The 24,251-nt window shown below is 70.8% G+C and carries 26 protein-coding genes; 16 read left to right on the forward strand and 10 right to left on the reverse strand.

Annotated features, from left to right (window positions below; all coding sequences use genetic code 11):
* Positions 1 to 126 precede the first annotated feature (126 nt).
* The 3 genes from AB0M11_RS37205 to mce form a co-directional block, all read right to left on the reverse strand.
* The gene (locus tag AB0M11_RS37205) at positions 127 to 1,062 is read right to left on the reverse strand and encodes a cellulose-binding protein (protein ID WP_365712633.1); all 936 of its coding nucleotides are present in this window, start codon (positions 1,060 to 1,062) and stop codon (positions 127 to 129) included.
* Between the two features lie 195 nt (positions 1,063 to 1,257).
* The gene (gene scy, locus AB0M11_RS37210; RefSeq protein ID WP_365712635.1) at positions 1,258 to 5,106 is read right to left on the reverse strand and encodes a polarized growth protein Scy; all 3,849 of its coding nucleotides are present in this window, start codon (positions 5,104 to 5,106) and stop codon (positions 1,258 to 1,260) included.
* Positions 5,107 to 5,328: 222 nt separating this feature from the next.
* Positions 5,329 to 5,769, reverse strand: a complete 441-nt coding sequence (gene mce, locus AB0M11_RS37215; protein WP_093499037.1) for a methylmalonyl-CoA epimerase — start codon at positions 5,767 to 5,769, stop codon at positions 5,329 to 5,331.
* Positions 5,770 to 5,946: 177 nt separating this feature from the next.
* On the opposite strand from mce, the gene AB0M11_RS37220 reads away from it, so the two are divergent.
* Both AB0M11_RS37220 and meaB read left to right on the forward strand, forming a co-directional pair.
* The gene (locus AB0M11_RS37220) at positions 5,947 to 7,152 is read left to right on the forward strand and encodes an acetyl-CoA C-acetyltransferase (RefSeq protein ID WP_365712637.1); all 1,206 of its coding nucleotides are present in this window, start codon (positions 5,947 to 5,949) and stop codon (positions 7,150 to 7,152) included.
* 29 nt (positions 7,153 to 7,181) lie between these two features.
* Positions 7,182 to 8,147, forward strand: a complete 966-nt coding sequence (gene meaB, locus AB0M11_RS37225; protein WP_365712639.1) for a methylmalonyl Co-A mutase-associated GTPase MeaB — start codon at positions 7,182 to 7,184, stop codon at positions 8,145 to 8,147.
* A gap of 314 nt (positions 8,148 to 8,461) precedes the next feature.
* Here meaB and AB0M11_RS37230 read toward each other — a convergent pair whose 3' ends face one another.
* From AB0M11_RS37230 to AB0M11_RS37250, 5 genes are all read right to left on the reverse strand, one after another.
* A complete protein-coding gene (locus tag AB0M11_RS37230; protein WP_360567338.1) occupies positions 8,462 to 8,938 on the reverse strand; it encodes a MarR family transcriptional regulator in 477 nt (158 codons plus the stop codon).
* Positions 8,939 to 9,030: 92 nt separating this feature from the next.
* On the reverse strand, positions 9,031 to 9,837 hold the full coding sequence (locus tag AB0M11_RS37235) for an AIM24 family protein (protein ID WP_365712641.1): 807 nt from the start codon (positions 9,835 to 9,837) through the stop codon (positions 9,031 to 9,033).
* Positions 9,834 to 10,484, reverse strand: a complete 651-nt coding sequence (locus AB0M11_RS37240) for an AIM24 family protein (protein ID WP_365712643.1) — start codon at positions 10,482 to 10,484, stop codon at positions 9,834 to 9,836. The genes AB0M11_RS37235 and AB0M11_RS37240 overlap by 4 nt, the downstream gene beginning before the upstream one ends.
* A 1-nt stretch (position 10,485) precedes the next feature.
* A complete protein-coding gene (locus AB0M11_RS37245; RefSeq protein ID WP_365712677.1) occupies positions 10,486 to 11,118 on the reverse strand; it encodes an AIM24 family protein in 633 nt (210 codons plus the stop codon).
* A 91-nt stretch (positions 11,119 to 11,209) separates the two neighbouring features.
* Positions 11,210 to 11,533 (reverse strand): DUF6191 domain-containing protein, encoded by a 324-nt coding sequence (locus AB0M11_RS37250; RefSeq protein ID WP_365712645.1) that lies wholly within the window; start codon positions 11,531 to 11,533, stop codon positions 11,210 to 11,212.
* Between the two features lie 131 nt (positions 11,534 to 11,664).
* Between AB0M11_RS37250 and AB0M11_RS37255 the strand changes: the two genes are divergently transcribed.
* The 9 genes from AB0M11_RS37255 to AB0M11_RS37295 all read left to right on the forward strand — a co-directional run bounded on the left by AB0M11_RS37255 (position 11,665) and on the right by AB0M11_RS37295 (position 17,746).
* Positions 11,665 to 12,009: a DUF3817 domain-containing protein gene (locus AB0M11_RS37255; RefSeq protein ID WP_365712647.1), complete on the forward strand. Its 345-nt coding sequence runs from the start codon at positions 11,665 to 11,667 to the stop codon at positions 12,007 to 12,009.
* Entirely contained in the window at positions 12,006 to 12,299 is a 294-nt protein-coding gene (locus AB0M11_RS37260) for an MTH1187 family thiamine-binding protein (protein WP_181806956.1), read from the forward strand. Before AB0M11_RS37255 ends, AB0M11_RS37260 begins: the two co-directional genes overlap by 4 nt.
* 157 nt (positions 12,300 to 12,456) lie before the next feature.
* Positions 12,457 to 13,200, forward strand: a complete 744-nt coding sequence (locus tag AB0M11_RS37265) for a hypothetical protein (RefSeq protein WP_365712649.1) — start codon at positions 12,457 to 12,459, stop codon at positions 13,198 to 13,200.
* A complete protein-coding gene (locus tag AB0M11_RS37270; RefSeq protein ID WP_365712651.1) occupies positions 13,197 to 13,877 on the forward strand; it encodes a DUF4166 domain-containing protein in 681 nt (226 codons plus the stop codon). The genes AB0M11_RS37265 and AB0M11_RS37270 overlap by 4 nt, the downstream gene beginning before the upstream one ends.
* A complete protein-coding gene (locus AB0M11_RS37275; RefSeq protein ID WP_365712653.1) occupies positions 13,874 to 14,524 on the forward strand; it encodes a TetR/AcrR family transcriptional regulator in 651 nt (216 codons plus the stop codon). Before AB0M11_RS37270 ends, AB0M11_RS37275 begins: the two co-directional genes overlap by 4 nt.
* Positions 14,525 to 14,604: 80 nt before the next feature.
* Positions 14,605 to 14,979, forward strand: coding sequence for a hypothetical protein (locus AB0M11_RS37280; RefSeq protein WP_365712655.1), 375 nt, complete (start codon positions 14,605 to 14,607; stop codon positions 14,977 to 14,979).
* 54 nt (positions 14,980 to 15,033) lie between these two features.
* Positions 15,034 to 15,543: a MarR family transcriptional regulator gene (locus AB0M11_RS37285; RefSeq protein WP_365712657.1), complete on the forward strand. Its 510-nt coding sequence runs from the start codon at positions 15,034 to 15,036 to the stop codon at positions 15,541 to 15,543.
* Between the two features lie 66 nt (positions 15,544 to 15,609).
* Positions 15,610 to 15,954 (forward strand): DUF3817 domain-containing protein, encoded by a 345-nt coding sequence (locus AB0M11_RS37290; RefSeq protein WP_365712659.1) that lies wholly within the window; start codon positions 15,610 to 15,612, stop codon positions 15,952 to 15,954.
* 91 nt (positions 15,955 to 16,045) lie between these two features.
* Positions 16,046 to 17,746: a methylmalonyl-CoA mutase family protein gene (locus tag AB0M11_RS37295; protein ID WP_365712661.1), complete on the forward strand. Its 1,701-nt coding sequence runs from the start codon at positions 16,046 to 16,048 to the stop codon at positions 17,744 to 17,746.
* A gap of 92 nt (positions 17,747 to 17,838) precedes the next feature.
* Here AB0M11_RS37295 and AB0M11_RS37300 read toward each other — a convergent pair whose 3' ends face one another.
* On the reverse strand, positions 17,839 to 18,558 hold the full coding sequence (locus AB0M11_RS37300; protein ID WP_365712663.1) for a TetR/AcrR family transcriptional regulator: 720 nt from the start codon (positions 18,556 to 18,558) through the stop codon (positions 17,839 to 17,841).
* 233 nt (positions 18,559 to 18,791) lie between these two features.
* Here AB0M11_RS37300 and AB0M11_RS37305 point away from each other — a divergent pair, with 233 nt between their 5' ends.
* The 4 genes from AB0M11_RS37305 (at position 18,792) to AB0M11_RS37320 (ending at position 23,123) form a co-directional block, all read left to right on the forward strand.
* On the forward strand, positions 18,792 to 19,766 hold the full coding sequence (locus AB0M11_RS37305; RefSeq protein ID WP_365712665.1) for a tetratricopeptide repeat protein: 975 nt from the start codon (positions 18,792 to 18,794) through the stop codon (positions 19,764 to 19,766).
* Between the two features lie 645 nt (positions 19,767 to 20,411).
* Complete coding sequence (locus AB0M11_RS37310; protein ID WP_365712667.1) at positions 20,412 to 21,059, forward strand: DUF6230 family protein; 648 nt, start codon at positions 20,412 to 20,414, stop codon at positions 21,057 to 21,059.
* A 140-nt stretch (positions 21,060 to 21,199) separates the two neighbouring features.
* The gene (locus AB0M11_RS37315) at positions 21,200 to 21,751 is read left to right on the forward strand and encodes a DUF6114 domain-containing protein (RefSeq protein ID WP_365712669.1); all 552 of its coding nucleotides are present in this window, start codon (positions 21,200 to 21,202) and stop codon (positions 21,749 to 21,751) included.
* On the forward strand, positions 21,741 to 23,123 hold the full coding sequence (locus tag AB0M11_RS37320) for a hypothetical protein (RefSeq protein WP_365712671.1): 1,383 nt from the start codon (positions 21,741 to 21,743) through the stop codon (positions 23,121 to 23,123). The genes AB0M11_RS37315 and AB0M11_RS37320 overlap by 11 nt, the downstream gene beginning before the upstream one ends.
* A 157-nt stretch (positions 23,124 to 23,280) precedes the next feature.
* On the opposite strand, the gene tnpA is transcribed toward AB0M11_RS37320, so the two are convergent.
* A complete protein-coding gene (gene tnpA / locus AB0M11_RS37325) occupies positions 23,281 to 23,742 on the reverse strand; it encodes an IS200/IS605 family transposase (RefSeq protein ID WP_365712673.1) in 462 nt (153 codons plus the stop codon).
* 27 nt (positions 23,743 to 23,769) lie between these two features.
* On the opposite strand from tnpA, the gene AB0M11_RS37330 reads away from it, so the two are divergent.
* A partial coding sequence (locus tag AB0M11_RS37330; RefSeq protein ID WP_365712675.1) for a transposase occupies positions 23,770 to 24,251 on the forward strand: 482 nt, incomplete at its 3' end.

The raw sequence follows: 24,251 nt of genomic DNA on the forward strand, positions 1-24,251 counted from the left end.
GCTCGCTGCAGCGCCCCTTCTTCTAGGGGCGCGGGGAACTGCGCGAACAGCCCCCACCGGCCCGCACCCGTACGACGAAAGGCCCGCACCCCCCGAAGGGAGCGCGGGCCTTGACGTTGCTAACGGTTACCGGGACTGCTGGGCCGGCACTCCGCGGGAGATCGGCTCGTCCTCTGCCGGCGAGCTGGCGGCGGCCACCGCCGCACCCGTCAGCGTGGCCAGCATCTCGCGGACGTTGGTCAGCTGGGCGTTGATGCTGTCGCGGCGGTTCGTCAGCGCGGCCAGCTCACGCTCGGATTCCGAGCGGATCCGGTCGGCCTTGGCGTTCGCGTCCGCGACGATGTCCTCGGCCTGGCGCTGCGCCGTCTCGACCGTCTGGCGGGCCCGGCGCTCGGCGTCGGTGCGCAGCTTCTCGGCCTCCAGGCGCAGCTGCTCCGCGCGGTGCTCGATCTCCGCGAGGCGCTTCTCCGCCTTCTGCTGACGCGAGGCGAGGTCGCGCTCGGACTGCTCGCGGCGCTTGGCGAGGTTCGTCTCGAAGTCGGCGGCGGCCTGCGCGGCCTTCGCGCGGGTCTCCTCGAAGAGGGCGTCCGCCTCCTCGCGCTTGGACTGCGCGTCCTTCTGGGCCTCCGCGCGCAGCTGCGAGGCGTCACTCTTGGCCTTCTCGACGATCCGGACGCCCTCGTCCTCGGCCTTGGCCTTGCGCTCCGCAGCGAACGATTCTGCGTCGTTGCGCACCTGCTGGGCCGCCGACTCGGCGAGCTCGCGGTGCTGCTCGGCGGCCCGCCGGGCCTCCTCGCGCAGGTCCTTCGCCTCCTCCTCGGCGAGGCGGAGGATCTTCTCGACACGCGCGCCGAGACCGGCGTAGGACGGTTCCGCGTCGCTGACGGCGGCCTGGGCGTTCTGCGTTTCGAGGTGGAGCTCCTCGATGCGCTTTTCCAGAGCGGTGATGCGGGCGAGAGCACTGTCACGGTCGGAGACGAGCTTGGAGATGCGTTCGTCCACCTGAGCGCGGTCGTACCCACGCCGCACAAGCTCGAAGCCGTAGGGGGAAGTGTCGCTCATGGGTTTCCTGTCGAGTGAGACCGGTGAGGTGATAGGTGGAATCCTAGGGGCCGATGCGGTGTGTCATCGAGCGGATGCGTGTTTGATCTGGAGAATGACACCACTTTTGGGTGGCCGCCTGCGAGATCGCTTGCCAAAGCCTCCGCCAAAGGTTCACCCAAAAGCCCCAGAACACTACAGAACGGGCCTAGGTCGCTAGCCTTCTGACGACTTGCCACCCGATCGGGGGGCGCCCACCGTACTGCCCGCCTTGACACCGCCGTCCTTGGCGGACGACGGGGCCTCGAAGGACTCCAACGCCTCCAGCACGTCCTGGACACGCGAGATCTCGCCGTTGATGTTCTCCCGCCGGCGCTCCAGGATCTCCAGTTCGCGCTTTCCCTCCTCGACCGTGCGGCGGGCCTCCCGGATCGCCTCGGCCTTGAGCTCCTCGGCCTCCCGGATCAGTGTCGCCTTCTTCTGCTCGGCCTCCTTGAGCAGCCCCTCGGCCTTCTTGACGGCGGCGATCCGGACCTTGCCCGCCTCGGAGTTCGCCTCCGAGACCAGGTCCTTCGCCTTGGCCTGGGCCTTGGCGAGCTGCTCCTCGGCGGCCTTGATCAGCGCGTCGCAGCGGTCGCCGGTGGACTTCATGGTCTCGGCGGCCTCCCGGCGGGCCCGCTCGTGCAGCTCCTCGATCTCGGCGGTGATGCGGTCGCGCAGCTCCTCCGCCCGCTCCCTGATGGCGGTGGCGTCCCGGCGGGCGCCGACCAGCAGCTCGTCCGCGTCGGTACGGGCCTTCTCCACCCGCGCGTTGCCCTCGATCGTGGCCTCGGACACCAGCCGGTCGGCCTCCTTGCGGGCCGCGCCCACCATGGTGTCGGCCTGCGACTCGGCGTCCGCGGTGGTCTTCATCGCCTGCTGCTGCGCCTCCGTCAGCAGCTTGTCGGCCTCGGCGGTGGTCTCGTTGATGAGCGTGTCGACCTGTTCGGCCACGTCCTGACGCCGCTTGTTGGCGTCCTTGCGGGCCTCGTCGAGGGTGCGGTCCGCCTCCTCGCGGGCGGCGTTGAGCATGCGCTCGGCCTCGGCCTCCGCGTCCGCCTTCAGCCGCTCGACGTCGGCACGGGTCCGGTCGGCGTGCAGCTGGGCCGAACCGACCGTCTCGGCGGCCTCCGCACGCAGCCGCTCCGCGTCGCCCGTGGCGTCCGCGATCAGCTTCTCCGCCTTGGCGATGGCGTCCGCGCGGACCCGGTCGGCCTCGGCGATCGTCTCGTTCTGGAGCCGCTCCGCCTCGCTGCGCGCCTCGGTGATGAGGGTGTCGGCCTGCGTCGCCGCGTCCGACCGCATCCGGTTGGCGTCCTCACGCGCCTCGGCACGCGTGCGCGTGGCGTCCTGGTCGGCCTGGGCGATGGTGTCCGAGGCCTCGGTGCGCACCCGCTGGGCGTGCGCCGCCGCCTCCGACCGCAGCCGCTCCGACTCGGACATCGCGTCGGCGACGGTCCGCTCGGCGAGCGCCTTCGCCGCCTCGGAGGCCTCGGCCGCCTCCCGCCGGATCCGGCTCGCGTCCTCGCTGGCCCTCTCCCGCTCGGCGTAGGCGTCGGCGCGGACCCGGTCCGCCTCCTCCTCGGCCTCCCGCCGGGTGCGGTCGGCGGCGTGCTCGGCGGCCGAGCGCAGCCCGGTGATCTCCTCCTGCGCCTGCTCGTGCAGCCCGGCGACCGAGTCCCGTACCTGCTGGGCGTGGAGTTCGGCGGCCGACACCATCTCGGTGGCCCGCCGGTCCGCCTCCTCGACCAGGCGTACCGCCTCGGCCTGCGCCTCCTCGACCCGGTTGCGCGCCTGGGCCAGCAGGTCCTCGCTCTGCTCGCGGGCCCGCTCCCGCTCCTGGCCGGCCTCCTCCCGTGCCGAACCGAGCAGCTCCTCGGCCTCCCGGCGGCGGCGGGCGGCCTCCTCCTGGGCGGCGGCCAGCGTCTCGGACGCCTCCGTGGACAGCCGCTCGGCGGCCGCCTGCGCCTCTGCACGCACCCGGTCGGCGCTGTCCTGCGCCTCCTGCTTGAGCCGCTCCGCCTCGGCCGCGGCCTCGGACCGCAGCCGTACGGCGATGCTCTCGCCCTCCGCACGGGACGCCGACGCGTCGGCGGCGGCCTCGTCCCGCAGCCGCTCGGCCTCGGTCTCGGCCTGCTGCTGGAGCGCACGGATCCGCTCCGCGGCCTCGCCGCGCAGCCGGTCGGTCTCCTCGGCGGCCTCCCGGCGGATCCGGCCGGCCTCCTCGCGTGCCTCGGCCAGCGACCGCTCGGCCGACGCCAGCCGGTCCTCGGCCTCGGTGTGCAGCCGGGCCAGCTCCTCGGCGGCCTCCGCGCGCCGGGCCTCGACGCCCCGCTCGGTCTCCTCGCGCAGCTCGGCCGCGGCCCGCTCGGCCTCCGCCCGCATCGCCTCGGACTGCTCCTGGGCCTCCGCGCGGAGCCGTTCGGCCTCCTGCCGGGTGCGCTCCAGGGTCTCCTCGGCCTGCCGGCGCAGCGTGGTCGCCCGCTCGATCGCCTCGGTGCGGACCTTCTCGCTGTCCGTGGTCGCGGTCTGCCGCAACTCGTCGGCGTCGGCCTTCGCCTTCGCGAGCAGCTCCTCGGCGGACCTGGCCGCCTCCTCGATCTGCTGCACGGCCTCGCGCCGGGCCTCGGCGCGGATCGACTCGCCCTCGGCGACCGCGTCGGACCGCAGCTGCTCGGCCTCGCCGCGCAGCCGGCGGGCCTCCTCCTGCAGCTCGACCGTCTTGGCGCGGTACTCCTTGGTGTCGTCCTTCGCCGTGCCCTTGAGCTGCTCGGCGATGTCGTGCGCCTCGGCGCGCAGCCGGTCCGCCTCGGTCTCCGCCTCGGTGCGGATCCGCTCGGCCTCCTCGGCGGCGGCCCTGGTGGTCCGCTTGGCTTCCTCGGACGCCTTGTTCAGGACGTCCTCGGCGGTCTTGGCAGCCTTCGCCAGCTGGGAGGCGCTCTCCTCGGCGGTGAGGCTGCGGGCCTTCTCGGAGGCCTCCGCGATGATCTTCTCGGCCTCGGCCCTGGCGTCCGCGACGACCTGCTCGGCGTCCGCCTTGGTGGCCTCCGCCTCCTTGGTGGCCTCGCTGACCAGCCGGGCGACCTGCTCCTTGGCGGTCTGGGTGCGCTGCTGGTTGGTGGCCTCGGCGCTGGACAGGGCCTTCGCGGCGTTCGCCTCGGCCTCGGCGACCAGCTTCTCGGCCTCGGACTGCGCCTTGCGCAGCGCCTCCTCGGCCTCCGCCATCCGCTCCTCGGCGGCCCGGCTCAGCTCACTCGCCTGCCGACGGGCCGCGTCCGACTCCGTCGCGGTGGAGGTGCGCAGCTGCTCCGCGTGGTCGGTGGCCTCCTGGGCCTGCGTGGACGCCGCGTTCAGCAGCCGCTCGGCGTCCCGGCGGGCGCGCAGCAGGATCTGCTCGGCCTCCGCGCGGGCCGCCTCGGCGTCGCTGGTCAGCCGCTGCCGGGCCTCGTCGGTCAGCCGCTGCGCCTCGGCGCGGGCGGCGGCCATGGCCTGCTCGGCCTCGGCCCGCGACTCGTCGAGCAGCCGCCGGGCCTGCGCCTCGGTGCGCGCCCGCAGCTGCTCGGCCCACGACACGTTCTCGTTGACGTGCGACTCGACGGTCTGGCGGCGCTCGGCCAGCTCCTGGTCCAGCTGCTGGCGCCGGGTCACCGCCTCCTGGTGCAGCTCGGCCTGGAGCCGCGCGGCCTGCTCGGCGTGCTCCTGGAGGATCCGCTGGGTCTGCGCCCGGGCCTCCGCGGCCACCCGCTCCGCCTCCTGGCGGATCTGGTCGGCCTGCACCTGGGCGTTCCGCAGCAGCTGCTCGGCGTGGTAGCCGATGTCACCGCCGTCGAACGCGGGCCGGGACATGATGGTGCGCCGCGCCTCGTGCAGCTTGGCGCGCAGCACCTCGACCTGGTAGCCGAGGTCCTCGGCATGCTGGATCGCCTTTTCCCGCTCGGTCTTCAGCCGTTTCATCTCGGCCTCGAACCGAGAGAGGTGGTCGACGTCAGCCGCCGGCTCTCGCTCCTGGCTCTCGTAGCCCCGCACTGCGCGGTCCCATCCGTCCCCTGGTCGCAACCTTCTCCGAACGAGCTCCGTCCATCCGCCGAACGGGGCCCCCGGGGAATGGTGTCAGATCAACGGCGGAGCACGGGCTGCTGCCCCGACGCTCGTCCCCCGAAACCCGGACCCCGGCATGCGGCCGCCCCGGCCCTGCGAAGCTGCGAAGGGACGACCGCCCCCAACCCTACCGGCCCATATGTACGAGGGTCAGTGCTCAGGCGACTCAACAGCCGCCGAAGTGACCAGTTCTGTCAGTACGCCGTGGCAGTCCTTCGGGTGCAGGAAGGTGATCCGCGACCCCATGGAGCCGATCCGTGGCTCCTCGTACAGAACACGTACGCCCTTGGACCGGATGTCGGCCGCGTCCCCGTCGACGTCCGCCGTGCCGAAGGCGATGTGGTGCACGCCCTCGCCGTTCTTGGCGAGCCACTTGCCGACCGCCGAGTCCTCCCGGGTCGGCTCCAGGAGCTGCAGGTAGGAGGCGCCGCCGTCGGACGTCTCGTTGATCTTGAGCATGGCCTCCCGCACGCCCTGCTCCTCGTTGACCTCGGTGTGGAACACCTCGAAGCCGTACGTGGCCCGGTAGAACTCGACGGTCGCGTCGAGGTCGTGGCAGGCGATCCCGATGTGGTCGATTCGCGTCAGCATGGATTCAGTGCAGCGCCACAGCGATGGTTACGCAACGTGCCAGCGATCACACTGACGGCCCGATGACGGCACGGAGTGCCACGCAATACATTCGAAGTACACCCTCATCTGGGGGATCCTCCAGACCCCCCGCTCTCTCACTCCTCGGCAGTGCAGCCGGAAGGGGATTCGCAGCTCATGACTTCTGGAACCTCTGGAACGACCTCGGTGATCGTCGCGGGCGCGCGGACGCCCATGGGACGACTGCTGGGCTCGCTGAAGTCCTTCTCCGGAGCCGACCTCGGCGGCTTCGCGATCAAGGCCGCCCTCGACCGTGCGGGGATCGGTGGCGACCAGGTGCAGTACGTGATCATGGGGCAGGTGCTGCAGGCCGGTGCCGGCCAGATCCCGGCCCGCCAGGCCGCCGTCAAGGCCGGCATCCCGATGAACGTCCCGGCGCTCACCATCAACAAGGTGTGCCTGTCCGGCCTCGACGCCATCGCGCTCGCCGACCAGCTGATCCGCGCGGGTGAGTTCGACATCGTGGTGGCGGGCGGCCAGGAGTCCATGACCAACGCCCCGCACCTGCTCCCGAAGTCCCGCGAGGGCTTCAAGTACGGCGCCATCGAGATGCTCGACGCGATGGCGTACGACGGCCTCACCGACTCCTTCGAGAACATCGCCATGGGCGAGTCCACGGAGAAGCACAACACCCGCCTGGGCATCCTGCGCCCCGAGCAGGACGAGATCGCCGCCCTGTCCCACCAGCGGGCCGCCGCCGCCCAGAAGAACGGGATCTTCGAGGCCGAGATCACCCCGGTCGAGATCCCGCAGCGCAAGGGCGAGCCGGTCGTCTTCAGCAAGGACGAGGGCATCCGCGGCGACACCACGGTCGAGTCGCTGGCCAAGCTGCGGCCCGCGTTCACCCGCGACGGCACGATCACCGCGGGCAGCTCCTCGCAGATCTCGGACGGCGCGGCGGCCGTGGTCGTGATGAGCAGGGCCAAGGCCGAGGAGCTGGGCCTGACCTGGCTCGCCGAGATCGGCGCGCACGGCAACGTGGCCGGACCGGACAACTCCCTGCAGTCCCAGCCGTCCAACGCCATCGAGCACGCCCTCAAGAAGGAGGGCCTCGAAGTCGGCGACCTGGACCTCATCGAGATCAACGAGGCCTTCGCAGCGGTCGCCGTGCAGTCGATGAAGGACCTCGGGGTGTCCACCGAAAAGGTGAACGTGAACGGCGGGGCCATCGCGCTCGGCCACCCGATCGGCATGTCCGGCGCCCGGCTCGTCCTGCACCTGGCCCTGGAGCTCAAGCGCCGGGGCGGCGGGGTCGGCGCGGCCGCGCTGTGCGGGGGCGGCGGCCAGGGTGACGCGCTGATCGTGCGGGTACCGAAGGTCTGAGTACGTTTCCCTGAGCGAACGGAGCGGTGATGCAGGACGTCTCCTCACTGGTGGCCCAGGCCAGGGAGGGCCGGCCGCGTGCGGTGGCCCGGCTGATCTCCCTGGTGGAGGGGGCGTCCCCGCAGCTCAGGGAGGTCATGGCGGCGCTCGCGCCCCTGACCGGGAACGCGTACGTGGTGGGCCTGACCGGCTCCCCGGGGGTCGGCAAGTCGACCTCGACCTCGGCGCTGGTCAGTGCCTATCGCGAACAGGGCAAGCGGGTCGGCGTGCTGGCCGTCGACCCGTCGTCCCCGTTCTCCGGCGGTGCCCTTCTGGGCGACCGGGTCCGGATGTCCGACCACGCCTCGGACCCCGGCGTCTACATCCGCTCGATGGCCACCCGGGGCCACCTCGGCGGCCTCGCCTGGGCGGCCCCCCAGGCCATCCGGGTGCTGGACGCGGCGGGCTGCGACGTGATCCTGGTGGAGACCGTCGGGGTCGGCCAGTCGGAGGTCGAGATCGCCTCCCAGGCGGACACGAGCGTGGTCCTGCTCGCCCCCGGCATGGGCGACGGCATCCAGGCGGCGAAGGCCGGCATCCTGGAGATCGGCGACGTGTACGTCGTCAACAAGGCCGACCGGGACGGCGCGGACGCCACCGCCCGCGAACTGAACCACATGCTCGGCCTCGGCGAGTCCCGCGCCCCCGGCGACTGGCGCCCGCCCATCGTCAAGACGGTCGCCGCCCGCGCCGAGGGCATCGACGAGGTCGTGGAGGCCCTGGAGAAACACCGGGCCTGGATGGCCGAGCGAGGGGTCCTGACCCAGCGCCGCCTGGCCCGCGCCGCACACGAGGTCGAGACCATCGCGGTCACCGCCCTGCGCGAACGCATCGGCGACCTCCACGGCGACCGCCACCTGGGCGCCCTCGCGGAACGCATCGTCTCCGGCGACCTGGACCCGTACGGTGCCGCGGACGAACTGGTGGCGGGGCTGACGGCGAGCGAGGCGCCGTAGGCGCGGTGTGCCGCCCAGGTGCCGTGGGCGCGGTGAGCGCCGTGGGCTGTCCAGGCGCCGTGAGCGCCGTGTGCCGCCCTGGGCCGGGGTGCGCTTTCCGGGCGCGGGTGGGTGGGGGCTGGTCGCGCCCACGCGGCGGCAGCCGCACATCAAACGCGGCCCCGCGCCCCTTACGGGGCGCTGCAGCCTGTGCTCTGTCCAGCTGCGGGCGGCGCCCGGCAAGCGCCGGTTGGCGTGCCCGGCGGCCCGTCGGTAGCGGGCGGTGGACGGGAGCTGGATCTCCCGTCCTACCGCCCGGCAGGGTCCGGCCGTCGTCAGGGGCGGCCGCGCTGCCCCCGCAGGTGCTCGGCGATCGGCTTCAGGCCCTTGTCCAGCTCCATGAGTGCCTCCGGCGACAGCAGGTCGATGAAATGCCGTCGCACGGAGGCCACATGATGTGGCGCCACCTTCTTCATGGTCTCCATGCCGTGCTCGGTGAGGACGGCGTAGAGCCCGCGGCGGTCCGACTCGCAGTTCTCGCGGCGGACCAGGTTCGCGTTCTCCATGCGGGTGATCTGGTGGGACAGCCGGCTCTTGGACTGGAGGGTGGCGGAGGCGAGGTCGCTCATCCGCATCCGGTAGTCCTCCGACTCGGACAGGTTCACCAGGATCTCGTAGTCGTTCATCGTCAGGCCGAACGGCTGCAGATCCTTTTCGAGCTGGTACGTCAACAGCCTGTTGACCTCCAGGTGGGTGCGCCAGGCGCACTGCTCCGCATCGGTCAGCCAGCGCGTGGCCGTCTCGGTCTCCATGAATGAAGTCTACCTAAAATGTTGAAAGGCGAACTAGTGAGGGTGGTGTGACTGTGCGCACGCGTTCGATGTCACACTCCGCAGACTACCGCTCACAGCCCGAAGCGCCGCTGGAGGTCCCCCAGCTGTCCGGGAAGGCGCGGTGTACCCGGTTGCTGTGGATGGCCTGTGGCGGGGACGCCTCCACCGGGCACCCCGGGCTCGTGCGGAACCGCTCCCGTGGCCTGCTCGGCCATCAGGGTCTCGGTGGACTGGAGCAGGACCGTGCCGGCCCCGACGAACTCGAACTGATGCTCCTCGCCGGAGGCCCCGCCGAGGCCCGTCAGTGCACGTAGACCGCCCATCACACCGGTCATGTACCCATGGTCGTAATGGTGGCACGGGGAGGGGCAGTCGGCCCACCCCACCAGCGCCTGCGGGTCCACCCGGACGGGGGGTTCCATGAACACGACCGGGCCGTTGGACGCGGCCACAAACCTTCCGGTTCCTATAAGGGTCAGAAAACCGGGAACGATGGATTGCTTCAACGCGAGACTTGGCTGAAAAGCGAGCAGGTTGCCGGAGCGAATGGTCAGGTTGCCGTCGTCCAGGTCGTAGGAGTTCACGTCGAACGCCCGGTCGGCGAGGAGCATCTTGCCCGAGCCCTCCGCCACCACCCAGTCGCTCGCGTGCAGCGGCGAATGGAAGGAAGTGCGCACCAGGCGGTCCAGCCGGCCGTGCCCCACGCCGTTGAAGTCGATCGAGCCGTAGTAGGCGATCATCTTCCCCTTCTGCAGGAACCACTGACTGCTCTTGAGCTCCACGCAGAAGGTGTATTTGTTGACATTGTCGTCGGCTGGGAGGGTCATGGGGTCGTACACGACCGGCCCGGCGACTCCGGCCGCCCCGTATGTGCTCACAGCTTCTCCTCCGACGCCTGCACGTACACCATGCCGCTGCCGCTGAGCTCCAGCTGGAACGCCTCGCCGGAACCGCGGCCCACCATGTCCCGCCAGCCGAGCGCGGACGACAGCTTGTTGCGCACGTCGCCGTGGTGGGCGACGTAGGCCTGCGGGTCGACATGGACCGGGCGCTGCGGAGTGACCGGGATCTCGAAGACCCCGCCGTGGGCCATGACGGCGACCGCTCCGTGGCCCTTGAGAGTGGTGGTGAACAGGCCCTGGCCGGTGACCTGGCCGCGCACCATGCCCATCACGCCGCCCTGGGAGCCCATGAACATCGTCCCCTGCTGCAGTGTGCCCTCGAAGGCGAGCAGCCGGTCCGCCTCGACGTACAGGGTGTCCCCGGTGAGGGTGATGACCTGGACGTGGTGGCCGCCGTGCCCGAAGAAGACCGTGCCGCTGCCCTCGACCGTCATCAGGGGGGTCGCCTCGCCGGCGACCCGGCGGCCGAGCATCGACATCAGGCCGCCCTGGCCGCCCTGGATGTTGGGCGTGAAGGACACCTCGCCCTTGTAGGCGAGCATCGCGCCGCGCTGGCTGAACAGCCGCTGCCCGGGGACGACGGTCGCCTCGACCATCTTGGAGTTCACCTCGCGCAGGGCCATCTCAGAGGTCCCCCGCGATCGTGTTCCGCTCGCTCGGCTGTACGTACACCAGGCCGTCCCCCTCGAACCGGATCTGGAAGGCCTCCCCGCCGCCCTCCCCGAAGAACGTGCGGAAGGTCACACCGGACTGGAAGGACTGGCGGAGGTCGCCCTGGTGGGCGATGTAGGCGCCCGGGTCGACGATCAGCGGGTACTGCGCGCTGACCCTGAGCACCACCGCCGGGCCGTCCGACATGATCGCCGCCTGGCCGTGGCCCTCGACCGTGGTGGTGAACAGGCCGTTGCCCTGGGAGGCGCCGCGCAGGCCGGTGAAGGTGGTGCCGGTGCGCAGACCGGCGTCGGTCGCGAGCAGGTTGCTCGACTCGACGTACAGCTTGTCGCCGCGCAGGCCGACCAGGTTGATCTCGGACGCCCGGTCCGCGAACCAGCACGTCCCGTGCCCCTTCACCTCCATCACCGTCATCTGCTCGCCGGTGAGCCGCCGGGTCACCATCCCGCGCAGCCCCTCACCGCCACCGCTCAGCTTCTTGAACGCCATCTGCCCGTCGTACGCCACCATCGAGCCGTTCTTCGCCTTCACGGCATCCCCGGTCATCTCGACGGCGAGCACCTTGCTGCCCTGGAGTCGGAACATCGCCACGCTGCGAAGGTAGCCGCAGGCCGACGACGGCGACAGGTCCCGTGGGTGGACATCACCCCGGATCCGTCCCCTAGGGGTGCGGCCGTCAGGGGTGCCGGCGCTCGCCGGGGAGGCGTATCACCGCCGTACCGGCCGTCAGGTCGACCGTGGACCTCGGCGGCGCGCCGTCCTCCTCGTCGTCGCGCAGCACCAGCGCGCTCTGCCGCTCCTTGAGCTCGTTCTGCTTGCCAGGGGAGAGCGCCGCGTGCAGCTGTTCGAAGCCGGTCGCGGAGACCTGGCCCTGCCGGCCGGCGTTCCGCCACGGCAGCACCCCCGCCCGCCCGGCCCGCAGCAGCAACTGGTCCACGAAGGCCAGCACCGTGAGCAGCACCACCAGCCCCGGCAGGGTCATGAAGAACACGAACTGCACACCCGCTCCCTTCGCCGCTCTGCACAGCCTGCCACCCCCGCGCCGGGTTCGCGCCGTCCCTTTGCCACAATGGCCGGACGTTTGTGCTCGCGTTCACAAAGCGTGGACGTCTCTCCCACCGAAGGTGACTCGTGGACATCAAAACCGCCACCGCCATCCGCCGCCTCCGCCTGGTCTCCGCCCCGGAGGCCGTCTCCTTCCTGATCCTCCTCGTCTGCTCGGTGCTCAAGCGGACCACGGACTTCAACGCGGTGCCCGTGATGGGCGCGATCCACGGTGTCCTGTTCATCCTCTACGTGATCTTCTGGGCCGACGCCTGGAACCGCACCAAGTGGTCCCTGAAGACCGGCCTCTTCTACTTCGTCCTCTCCGTCCTGCCGACCGGCGGCTTCTTCGCCGAGCGCAAGCTGCGCCGCGAGGCCGAGGACGCGGTCATCGCCTCCCGCGCCCGCAAGGAAGGGACCGTGAACGCATGATCGTCGCCTTCTCCGTGACGCCGCTGGGCGTGGGCGAGGACGTCGGGGAGTACGTCGCCGACGCCGTCCGGGTGGTCCGCGAGTCGGGGCTGCCCAACCGCACCGACGCCATGTTCACCTCGATCGAGGGTGAGTGGGACGAGGTGATGGACGTCGTCAGGCGTGCCGTGGCCGTCGTCGAGGAGCGCGTCCCGCGCGTCTCCCTGGTCCTCAAGGCGGACATCCGTCCCGGCGTGACCGACGGCCTCACCAGCAAGGTGGCCACGGTCGAGCGCCATCTGGCCCAGTAGCGAGCAGCGATCGCGGCCCCGGCCTCCTCGTGAGGCCGGGGCTTTCTCGCGCCCGCCGATTGAGCGATCGCTCAAAAACCGCTACCGTCGTCGCCGGAGGGGTTGAGCGATCGCTCAAAATCCCCTCGACCGACCAGGTGACGGGGGTACGACACCGATGGGGCTCTACATAGAGGCGCACATCCGCGCCGATCTCGACGACCTGTGGGCCCGCACCCAGGACCCGGCCCGGCACCAGCGCTGGGACCTGCGGTTCACCGAGATCGCCTACCTCCCGCGCGCGACGGGCGAGCCGCAGCGTTTCCGCTACGCCACGCGCGTGCTCCCGTTCCTGACGATCGCCGGCACCGGCGTCTCGGCGGGGGAGAAGGAGCGCCCCGACGGCACCCGCACCTCGGCCCTGCGCTTCGCCACCGCGCACCCGCTCTCCCTGCTCGCCGAGGGGAGCGGCTACTGGCGCTACGTCCCGGTCGCCGACGGCGTCCGCTTCCTCACCGGCTACGACTACCGGCCCCGCTGGGGCGCCTTCGGCGCGCTCGCCGACCGGCTGGTCCTGCGCCCTCTGATGGGCTGGGCGACCGCCTGGTCCTTCGACCGGCTGCGGCTGTGGCTGGAGCGCGGGATCACTCCGGAACGGGCCCGGTGGAACTGGCTCGCCGAGATGGCCGCCCGCACGCTGACGATCGCGGGCTGCGCGGCCGGCCTGAGCCGGGGGTCGGCCCCCGGCGCGCTGCCGCCCGCCGTCGCCTTCCTGGTCCCGCTGCTCCTCGTCGTGGCCCTCTCGACGGCCCTCGTCGCCGCCCCGCTCGCGACCACCCCCGCCGCCCGCCGCTGCCTGCGCACCCCGCCCACCCGGGTCACCGTTCCCCGGATCCTGCGCACCCTGGAGAAGCAGTCGTGACCTCGATGTTCCGCACGGTGATGGGGCCGGACTTCGACCGGCTGCACCCGCAACTGCGACGCCGTTTCTCGGTCGGCCTGACGAGCGGCGAGGCCTGCACCGGCCACGGCGTGATGGAGCGGATCTGGCACGGCGGGGCCTTCGTCAAGCCGTTCCTGGCGCTGGGTGCCACCCGCAACATCCTGGTCCCGAAGGCCGCCCGGAACGTCCCCTTCACCATCGAGAACGTGCCCTACGTGGACTCCTACGGTCGTGAGACGGTGACCTTCGTGCGCACCTTCGACCTGCCCGGCCGCTCCCGCCGCTTCGACGCCCAGATGGTGCTCAGCCCCAAGGGCGACCGCATCCTCGACTACCTCGGCACCCATCAGCACCTCGCCAGCGAGCTGCACTTCCGCGCCGAGGCCGACGGCTCCCTGCTGATCCGCTCCGGCGAACACCGGTTCCGGGAGGGCCCGGTGGACGTCCGCGTCCCCGAGCTCGCCGGCGCCGGAGCCGAGGTGCGCGAGTCCTACGACGAGCGCGCCGGGCGCTTCCGGATCCAGGTCCGGGTGGTGAACCGCTACTTCGGGCCGCTCTTCGGCTACCAGGGCTCCTTCGAGGCGTCGTACACCGGCATCCGCGGCCGCGCGGTCCGGCCGGGGCTGCGGCCGGTCCGTGAGGAGTCGCGCGCGTGAGCCCGGAGACCGCCAAGTCACTGGAGACCAAGACCAGACTGCTGGAGGGCGCGCTGCGGACGCTCACCGAGCAGGGCATCGCGAAGACGTCGGCCCGTACGGTGGCGGCGGCGGCCGGAGTCAACCAGGCGCTGGTCTTCTACCACTTCGGATCCGTGGACGAACTCCTCGCCGCCGCCTGCCGCTACGGTGCCGAGCAGGCCGTCGCCCGCTTCCGGCCCCGGCTGGCCGCGGTCGGCTCGCTCTCCGAACTCCTCACCGTGGGGCGGCGGATCCACGAGGAGGCACGGGCCGGGGGCCATCTCGCCCTGCTCGCCCAGCTGCTCGCGGGTGCCCAGACCCACGAGGCGCTCGGACCCGCCACGGCGGCCGGGCTCGACCTGTGGATCGCCGAGATCGAGAGGGTGCTCGTCCGGGTCCTCGCGACCACCCCCTTCGGGGAGTTCGCCGACCCGGCCGGGCTGGCCCGCGCGGTCGCCGCGTCCTTCGTCGGCATCGAGCTGTACGAAGGCGTCGACACCGCCGGCGCCCACGCCGCGCTGGACGCCCTTGAACAACTCGCCGCGCTGGTGGCCGCGTTGGACGAACTCGGCCCGGTCGCCCAGCGCGCGGTCCGGCACCAACTGCGCCGGACCGGCCGCCGGTAGGGCCGGGGCGTCAGGGCCGCCGCGGCTCGGGCGGCAGACGCCGGACCAGCGCAGCGACGGCCTCCCCGGCCGTCGCGACGGTGCCCACGCCGACGGAGACGGACGGCTCGTTGTGGCGCGCGCTGCCGGTCGGCACGGTCGCCGGGAAGCGGTACGCCGGCGCCCGGCTCGACACGGCCGCACGGAAGCGGATCGCCCTTCCGCCGGCCGAAGGGGTGCCGGGTCGGCGTACCCGGTGCGGTGCGGTCAGGTGGTTCGCACGGGCCGTACCCGAGGAGCAGCTCGCAGGCCGAGCCACGACCATGCTGGGGCGGCCCGTCGGCCCGTCGGCCCGTCGGCCCGTCGGCCCGTCGGCCGGCGGCGTGGGCGGCCCGGCGGAGTCGGCGGCGGGCGTCGCCGACGGGGGCGCGGCACGCTGGGTGACCGTGCGGTGGCGGGCTCGGGGGTGGAGGTGACCGAAAGCCGAGACACGGCTGACCGCTATATGACCGGCCGGTAGGGTCGGTGACGTGCCCAAGTCTCTCAGTCTCCCCTTCGACCCCATCGCCCGTGCCGACGACCTCTGGAAGCAGCGCTGGGGCAACGTCCCGTCCATGGCCGCGATCACCTCGATCATGCGGGCCCAGCAGATCCTGCTGGCCGAGGTGGACGCGGTGGTCAAGCCGTACGGGCTGACGTTCGCGCGCTACGAGGCGCTGGTGCTGCTCACCTTCTCCAAGGCCGGTGAGCTGCCGATGTCGAAGATCGGCGAGCGGCTCATGGTGCACCCGACCTCGGTGACCAACACCGTCGACCGGCTGGTGAAGTCGGGGCTGGTGGCCAGGCGGCCGAACCCCAACGACGGGCGCGGCACGCTCGCCACGATCACCGAGAAGGGCCGCGAGGTGGTGGAGGCGGCCACCCGGGACCTGATGGCGATGGACTTCGGGCTCGGGGTGTACGACGCGGAGGAGTGCGGGGAGATCTTCGCGATGCTGCGGCCGCTGCGGGTCGCCGCGCACGACTTCGACGACGACTGAACCAGCCGTCGGCGCAGCGGTGACCCGGGGCAAGATCTCCCGGAACGGGTGGTTACGCTCGTCCTCATGAAAAAGAGCGTGCTGACCCGCTACCGCGTCCTGGCCTACGTCACCGGTGTGCTGCTGGTGCTGCTGTGCCTGAGCATGATCGCCAAGTACGGGCTGGACATCGACGGTGCGGCCGACGTCACGCGCGTCGTCGCCATCGCGCACGGCTGGCTCTACGTCGTCTACCTGGTCTTCGCCTTCGACCTGGGCTCCAAGGCGAAGTGGCCGGTCGGCAAGCAGCTGTGGGTGCTGCTGGCGGGCACGATCCCGACCGCCGCCTTCTTCGTGGAGCGCAAGGTCACCCGCGAACTCGACGCCAAGGTCACCGAGGGCACTGCGGTGGCCGCGAAGGTCCAGGCCTAGGGCGTAGGCGGCCGGGCCGTACCGCCGTACGGGTACCCGTACGGCGGTTCTCCTTCGACGTTTACTTGGACGTCCTAGTAAATTCGAGGGTATGGACGCTGACGCCATCGAGGAGGGCCGCCGACGCTGGCAGGCCCGCTACGACGCGGCCCGCAAGCGGGACGCGGACTTCACGACGCTCTCCGGTGACCCCGTGGAGCCGGTGTACGGGCCCCGGCCGGGGGACACCTACGAGGGGTTCGAGCGGATCGGCTGGCCGGGGGAGTACCCCTTCACCCGCGGTCTGTATCCGACCGGCTACCGCGGTCGGACCTGGACCATCCGGCAGTTCGCCGGGTTCGGCAACGCCGAGCAGACCAACGAGCGCTACAAGATGATCCTCGCCAACGGCGGCGGCGGCCTCTCCGTGGCCTTCGACATGCCGACCCTCATGGGGCGGGACTCCGACGACGCGCGCTCGCTCGGCGAGGTCGGCCACTGCGGGGTCGCCATCGACTCCGCCGCCGACATGGAGGTGCTGTTCAAGGACATCCCGCTCGGCGACGTCACGACGTCGATGACGATCAGCGGGCCCGCCGTGCCCGTGTTCTGCATGTACCTCGTCGCCGCCGAACGCCAGGGCGTCGACCCGTCGGTCCTCAACGGCACGCTCCAGACCGACATCTTCAAGGAGTACATCGCCCAGAAGGAGTGGCTGTTCCAGCCCGAACCCCATCTGCGGCTGATCGGCGACCTGATGGAGTACTGCGCCGCCGGCATCCCCGCGTACAAGCCGCTGTCCGTGTCCGGCTACCACATCCGCGAGGCGGGCGCGACGGCCGCGCAGGAGCTGGCGTACACGCTCGCGGACGGCTTCGGCTACGTCGAACTGGGCCTCTCCCGGGGCCTCGACGTGGACGTCTTCGCGCCCGGCCTCTCCTTCTTCTTCGACGCCCATGTCGACTTCTTCGAGGAGATCGCCAAGTTTCGTGCCGCGCGCCGGATCTGGGCGCGCTGGATGCGGGACGTGTACGGCTCCCGGTCGGAGAAGGCGCAGTGGCTGCGCTTCCACACCCAGACCGCCGGGGTCTCGCTGACCGCCCAGCAGCCCTACAACAACGTGGTGCGGACGGCGGTGGAGGCGCTGGCGGCCGTGCTCGGCGGGACCAACTCGCTGCACACCAACGCCCTCGACGAGACCCTCGCCCTGCCGAGCGAGCAGGCCGCCGAGATCGCGCTGCGCACGCAGCAGGTTCTCATGGAGGAGACCGGCGTCGCCAACGTGGCGGACCCGCTGGGCGGTTCCTGGTACGTCGAGCAGCTCACCGACCGGATCGAGGCCGACGCCGAGAAGATCTTCGACCAGATCAAGGAGCGGGGGCTGCGCGCCCATCCGGACGGGCGGCACCCGATCGGGCCGGTCACCTCGGGCATCCTGCGCGGGATCGAGGACGGCCGGTTCACCGGCGAGATCGCCGAGTCCGCCTTCCGGTACCAGCAGGCGCTGGAGAAGGGCGACAAGCGGGTGGTCGGTGTCAACGTCCACACCGGGTCCGTCACCGGGGACCTGGAGATCCTGCGGGTCTCGCACGAGGTCGAGCGGGAGCAGGTACGGGTGCTCGGTGCCCGCCGGGCCGCCCGGGACGAACGTGCGGTGCGCACCGCCCTGGACGCGATGCTGGCCGCTGCGCGGGGCGGCACCAACATGATCGAGCCGATGCTGGACGCGGTGCGGGCCGAGGCGACCCTGGGCGAGATCTGCGGGGTGCTGCGCGACGAGTGGGGGGTGTACACGGAGCCGGCGGGGTTCTAGTCACGTACCAGGGGGCTCCGCCCCCTGGACCCCCGAGACCACGCCCACCCACCCACCCGACTCGGCCGGCGAGAAGTGGCCGCCCCGGCCGACTAGGTGGGCTGAGAAGTGGCCGTCCTGCCCGGTTCGGTCGGTGGGGAGGCGGCCGTCCTGCCCGGTTCGGTCGGTGGGGAGGCGGCCGTCCTGCCCGGTTCGGTCGGGGTGGCGGCGAGGCCCATGAGGAGGACCCTGGTGAAGTCCCGTACCCACTCCTCGTCGGCCGGTTTGCCGCTCATCAGGGTGCGGTGGACGACCGCACCCGCCACCATGTCGAAGATCAGGTCCACCGTGCGGGCTGCCTCCGCCGGGTCCGGCTCGGGAGGGAGTTCGCCCCGGCACTGCGCACGGGCGCGGCCCTCCAGGACCAGCCGTTTCTGGCGGTCCACGATGGACGCGCGGATGCGTTCCCGCAGTGCGTCGTCCCGGGTCGACTCGGCGACCGCCGCCATCAGGCCGCTGCGGGCCTCCGGGCGGTCCAGGATCGCCGCGAACTGCAGCACCACGCCCTCGATGTCGCTCGCCAGGCTGCCGCGGTCGGGAAGTTCGAGTTCGTCGAAGAGTTCCGCCACCGCGTCCACGACGAGTTCGTTCTTGCCCGCCCAGCGGCGGTACAGGGTCGTCTTGGCGACCCCGGCACGGGTGGCCACGTCTCCCAGGGTGAGCTTGGACCAGCCCAGTTCGACCAGCGCCTGCCGCGTCGCCGCCAGGATCGCCGCGTCCGCGGCGGCGCTGCGCGGGCGGCCGGTGCGTCCGGCGGGGGTGCGGCTCTGCATCCCACGACCATAACCGGCGGTTCATGCGATGCCGTGAGGGAGATCACCGGAATGTGGTGTCGCGCGGGTCCCCGATGGCATTACGCTACGGGTCGTAGCGAAAGCTCGTGGGTGACTGCACGGGCGACGACCACGGCGTGGGGTGGGGACCCGGCGCCACTTGAGAAACATACGTTCGGTCCGGCTTTCACAACGCTTTTCACACACGCGCGGGAACGGGGGAGGATAGACGCATGCAGCCACGGAACATGTCCATGAGCGGCGTCGTCGACCTCGCCGCGGTCAAGGCGGCCCAGGAGGCCAAGGCCAAGGCCGAGCAGACGCGCGCCGAAGCGGCCCGCCAGGGTGGGGTCGGAGCCGTCTCCCCGGCCGACCTGGTCATCGACGTCGACGAAGCAGGCTTCGAGCGCGATGTCCTCCAGCGGTCCGCCGAAGTCCCCGTCGTCATCGACTTCTGGGCCGAGTGGTGTCAGCCCTGCAAGCAGCTGAGCCCGGTCCTGGAGCGTCTGGCCGTCGAGTACAACGGCCGCTTCCTGCTGGCGAAGATCGACGTCGACGCCAACCAGATGCTGATGCAGCAGTTCGGGATCCAGGGGATCCCCGCGGTGTTCGCCGTCGTCGCCGGGCAGGCGCTGCCCCTCTTCCAGGGCGCGGCCGGCGAGGAGCAGATCCGCGGGACGCTGGACCAGCTGGTGCAGGTCGCCGAGCAGCGGTTCGGCCTGACCGGCCTCGTCGTCGACCCCGACGCGGAGCCAGGCGCGCCGACCGGTCCCGCGGTGGTGCCGGCGGGCCCCCACGACGCGCTCCTCGAAGCCGCCGTCCAGGCGCTGGACGCCGGGGACTTCGGTGGCGCGGTCCAGGCGTACAAGAACGTGCTGAGCGACGATCCGGCCAACAGCGAGGCCAAGCTGGGGCTCGCGCAGGCCGAGTTGCTCCAGCGGGTGCAGGGGATGGACCCGCAGGCGGTCCGCAAGAACGCGGCCGAGAAGCCGGCCGACGCCGAGGCGCAGATCGCGGCCGCCGACCTGGACCTGGTGGGCGGGCATGTCGAGGATGCCTTCGGGCGGCTGATCGAGACCGTGCAGCGGACGGCCGGGGACGACCGGGATGCCGTACGGCGGCGGCTTCTTGAGCTCTTCGAGGTCGTGGGCACCGACGACCCCCGGGTGGTGGGCGCGCGCCGGGCGCTGGCGCGGGCGTTGTTCTAGACAACGATCTGAACACCGGGCTGACCAGTCGCTAAACGTCACGACCTGTGACGCCCAAGTGAAAGATTTGCCCACAGGAGGTCACGGCGGCCGCTCTTTACCAAATCTTGGTAATAGCGGCCGCTGTTACTTGGAGTAAATCAGGCCAGTTGGTCTGTCTGATTCTGTCCAGGGATCAACTGCTTTGCTCTGGCCCCGGACGCCACCCAGAGTCGCTTTCCGAGACCGGTGGGTCGTCCGTCGGTTATCCGGCCGTTACTACCCAGTAACGAAGCCCCTTGTGCGGGCGGCGAGAATGCACCACGATCGGCCACGCTCGGTCCATTCCCGTACCCCGACAGCCAATCGGGCCGCGGGATCATCTGGGTCCCCACCGGGCAGAGTCGGCGGCAGTGACGCCGGCTCTTGGGCAGGGGGGTCTTCGCCCTCGTGGTGAAGCCTGTCCAGCAAGGTTGTGCGTGATGCGTGTCAGGCGCGACCAGTGGTTGTCGCTCGGGGGTGATCGCCGGTGATCGAGGTGCGTTCGTGCCTCCGAGTACGGGCGCTCCCCTTCCGAGGACGTAGCACTTCTCCCATCCCTGCCCGGCCGAGCCGCCGTTGGGGGCGATACCGGGCCAGGAGATGTACGTCCGAGAAGGAGGAAATATGGAGTCCCAGGTGCGTGGCGGGACCAGATGGAAGCGGTTCGCTGTGGTCATGGTGCCCAGCGTCGCCGCCACGGCGTGTATAGGTGTCGCCCTCGCGCAGGGCGCTCTCGCCGCGTCGTTCAGCGTGTCGGGCCAGCAGTTCAAGGTCACGGCCGACCAGCTCGAGGGCGACGGCTTCGTGCAGTACGGCGCCGTGGACTCGGGTGTCACCCTCGCCGGTGACAAGACGATCCACCCGGTGGCGGTCTCGGCGTTCAACACCGCGACCATCACCAACCTGTGCCAGTCCGTGGTCACCCCGAACGTCCCGATCTTCGGGAACGTCAGCCTGATCCTGCACGCCGGCACCGACGCGAAGAAGCCGGTCGAGGCCAGCAAGCTGTACATCGACCTCGACGACCTGAGCGCCGACGCGACCTTCACCAACATCAACATCGGTGTCGCGGCCAGCAGCTCGACCAAGGGTCCGGGCATCAAGTCGGACGAGGTCGCCAACAAGCAGACGAACCCGAACGGGTTCGCGCAGGAGGCGGACCACGCCTCGCTGTCCGGCGTGAAGCAGACGGCGTGGGCCACCACCGCCGGAACCTTCAAGCTGAGCGGTCTGCACATGTCGATCTCGACGAAGGGAGCGGAGTGCTACTAGGCACTCCGTGACGGGCGGGGGAGCCGACGGCCCCCCGCCCCCCACCTTCATCCCACGGTCTTCACACGCGGTACGAGGAACCACCACCGCGTCACATAGCACCACCACCACAGCAACGCCGCACCAGGGAGCTGTTTTCCATGAGCGCCGAGACTCCTGCCGCACCCGGCCAGTTCACCCGCCGGAGGCTGCAGTTCCGCTCCTGGCGGGGCACGCGGCCGTTCTGGGCCGGTCTGTACATCCTGCTCGCCGGTTTCCCGATCATGTACTTCCCGTACGCGCATCTCCAGATCGGCAACCTCACGGTGGCGATGGCGACCACGGCCGGTGCCGGGTCCCTGATCATCGGCGTGCTGCTCGTCGTCCTGGGCATCAGCCTCTGGTTCCAGCGGCACATCCGCACCTTCGCCGGAATCGCCGCGATCCTGCTGGCGCTGGTGTCCCTGCCCGTGTCCAACTTCGGTGGCTTTGTCATGGGCTTCCTGCTCGCCCTGATCGGCGGAGCGATGGCCGTGGCCTGGTCACCGGGCGCGCCCCCGAAGCCGCAGCCGGAGGGCGAGATCCCGCCGGCCGAGGGCGACGCCCCCGAGGAGGCCGCCTACTTCCCGGGCCCGGACGCGGTGGACGAGTCGAACGACCTGTCAGGAACGAGCCCGGTGAACGGGGCGAACGGGAGGCACAGTGCCGGCTGACGAGGTGACCCACGGGACTGATGTGGACGAGTCCCGTGTGAGAACCGGGCCGCGGCATGCGGTACCCAAGAAGCCGCTGTTCACCAGGTTCCACATGCCGGCGGGCAAGGCGATCGCCTCCGTGGCGATGCCGACGGCCGTGCTCATGGGCTTCGGATTCACGTCGACGCTGGCCATCGCCGACACCAACAACACGTCGTCGGCGTCCTCGAAGAGCCTCGCCGAGGACTACAAGGACTGCGTCGCCGCCCTGGACTCCGCCTCGCCCTCCGCCTCGGCGAGCGCGAGCGACAAGGCCACGGACTCGGCCACGCCGTCCGCCAAGGCGTCGTCCGGCACCAAGGACTCCACGTCGTCGTCGGGCAAGTCCTCCTCGTCGGACTCAGGTTCCGGCGACGCGGGCACGCCCGCGCCGTCCGCGTCCAAGTCGTCGTCCGCGTCGGGTGATTCGGGTTCGTCGGGCTCCTCCGGCTCGTCGGACTCCGGCAGTACGGCGACCCCGTCGCCGTCCGCCTCCGCGAGCAGCAGCAGCGGTGGCGGCCTGCTGGACACGATCGGGAACGCGATCGGCAGCATCCTCAGCGGCGGCGACACGACGGGTTCGTCCGCGTCGGACTCCACCGCGAGCCCGTCGCCGTCGGCGTCCGCCTCCGCTGACTCGTCCTCGGCGTCGTCCTCTTCGACGAAGTCGGACTCGTCCTCGTCGTCGAGCGGCGGCAGCGGCTCCGGCACCGTGTCCAAGACCGTCAAGAAGGTCACGGACACCGCCAAGGACACCACCGACACGGCGACCAAGGCGGCGGCCGACGCCACCAAGGCGGCCGCGGACGCCACCTCCACCGCCTCGCCGAGCCCGTCCCCCAGTGCGAGCTCCAGCACGTCGGCCGCCGACTGCGCGGCCGCCACCGACGACGTGAGCGGCGTCGACAACAAGGTGGCGGTGGCGGACGACCCCTGGTACCTCAGCGCCAGCTCGCTGACGCTGAAGAGCGCCGACTACCAGGGCATCGTCGAGGTGCGGACGGCCGGCGGCACGACGAAGAAGGTGCTGAAGTACGTCATCTCGGGCGGCACCGACATCGGCGACCTGCACCAGACGGTCAAGGACAAGACCATCGGGAAGACCTACCACGTGCAGGCCCGCTCCGGTTCGACGTCCACGATCACCGGCGGCGCCACGACGATGTACACGCAGTCCATCTCGGGCAACCTCTTCGGCCTGATCCCGATCACCTTCGACGTGAACAACCCGCCGCCGCTGAACATCCCGCTGATCTACTTCACCAACGTGAAGGTCGTCCAGGCGGCCCAGTTCGGCGGAACCCTGCACGTGCCCGGGATGCACGTCTACACGACCGACGGCACCAGCTGACCGTCACCGCAGACCCGTCCGGGAGCCGCAAGAGGACTGTGCCCCGCCGAGCACCGACTCGGCGGGGCACAGTCCTGTCCGGCCCCCTGCCGGGGACCCCGGCTCGGCAGGGCGTGGTAAATCTCTTTACCGGGTTTCTTGCAGAAAGCCCCGGCGTTCACGCCGGGGATGAATGCATCTCAAGGCTGCTCTGACGTGCACGTGAGAGCGGATGTTTTTGCTGCTCGATGTACTGGCGGACGATCGCCAACGGTGCTCCTCCGCACGACGCGGAGAAGTACGAGGGCGACCACAGGCGCCCGTGCATGATGGCGGGGTTGATCCGGCCGGTGAACTCCTGCCGTATCCGGCGGGCGGAGACGCCCTTGAGGCTGTTGACCAGCTTGGAGACGGCGACCTTGGGCGGGTAGTGCACCAGGAGGTGGACGTGATCGCGTTCGCCGTTGAACTCCTTCAGCTCCGCCTCGAAGTCCTCGCACACCTTGCGCATGATCTCCTCGCAGCGTGTCAGCATCTCGTCGTCGAACACCCCGCTCCGGTATCTCGTCACAAAGACCAAGTGCACATGCATCGCCGAAACTACGTGTCTTCCACGCCTGTAATCACTCGGTCCATCCATGAGACCAATCGTAGTAGGATCTTGAGTGTGCAGCTCCGCTACAATTATCGGGCCTACCCGGATGCCACCCAGCGCCGTGCGCTGGCGAGCGCGTTCGGGTGCGCCCGCGTGGTGTGGAACGACTGCCTGCGCGACCGCAAGGAAGCGCACGCGGCAGGGCTGCCGTACGTGACGTCGGCCGAGCTGTCCCGGCTTCGCATCACCCAGGCCAAGCGCACCCAGGAACGTGCCTGGCTCGCCGACGTCTCAGCGGTCGTCCTGCAGCAGTCCCTGCGGGACCTGGACACCGCCTACAAGAACTTCTTCGACTCGGTCAAGGGCAAGCGGCAGGGCCGCAAAGTCGGCCCTCCCCGCTACAAGTCGAAGAAGGACACCCGGCAGTCGATCCGTCTCAACACCAACGCCTTCTCCCTCCAGGACGATGGCACCGTGTACGTGGCCAAGGTCGGCGGCCTCAAGACCAAGTGGTCCCGCCGGCTTCCGGCCGCACCCACCTCCCTGACCGTCAC

This window comes from Streptomyces sp. NPDC051987 (assembly GCF_040680735.1).
Classification (GTDB): domain Bacteria; phylum Actinomycetota; class Actinomycetes; order Streptomycetales; family Streptomycetaceae; genus Streptomyces.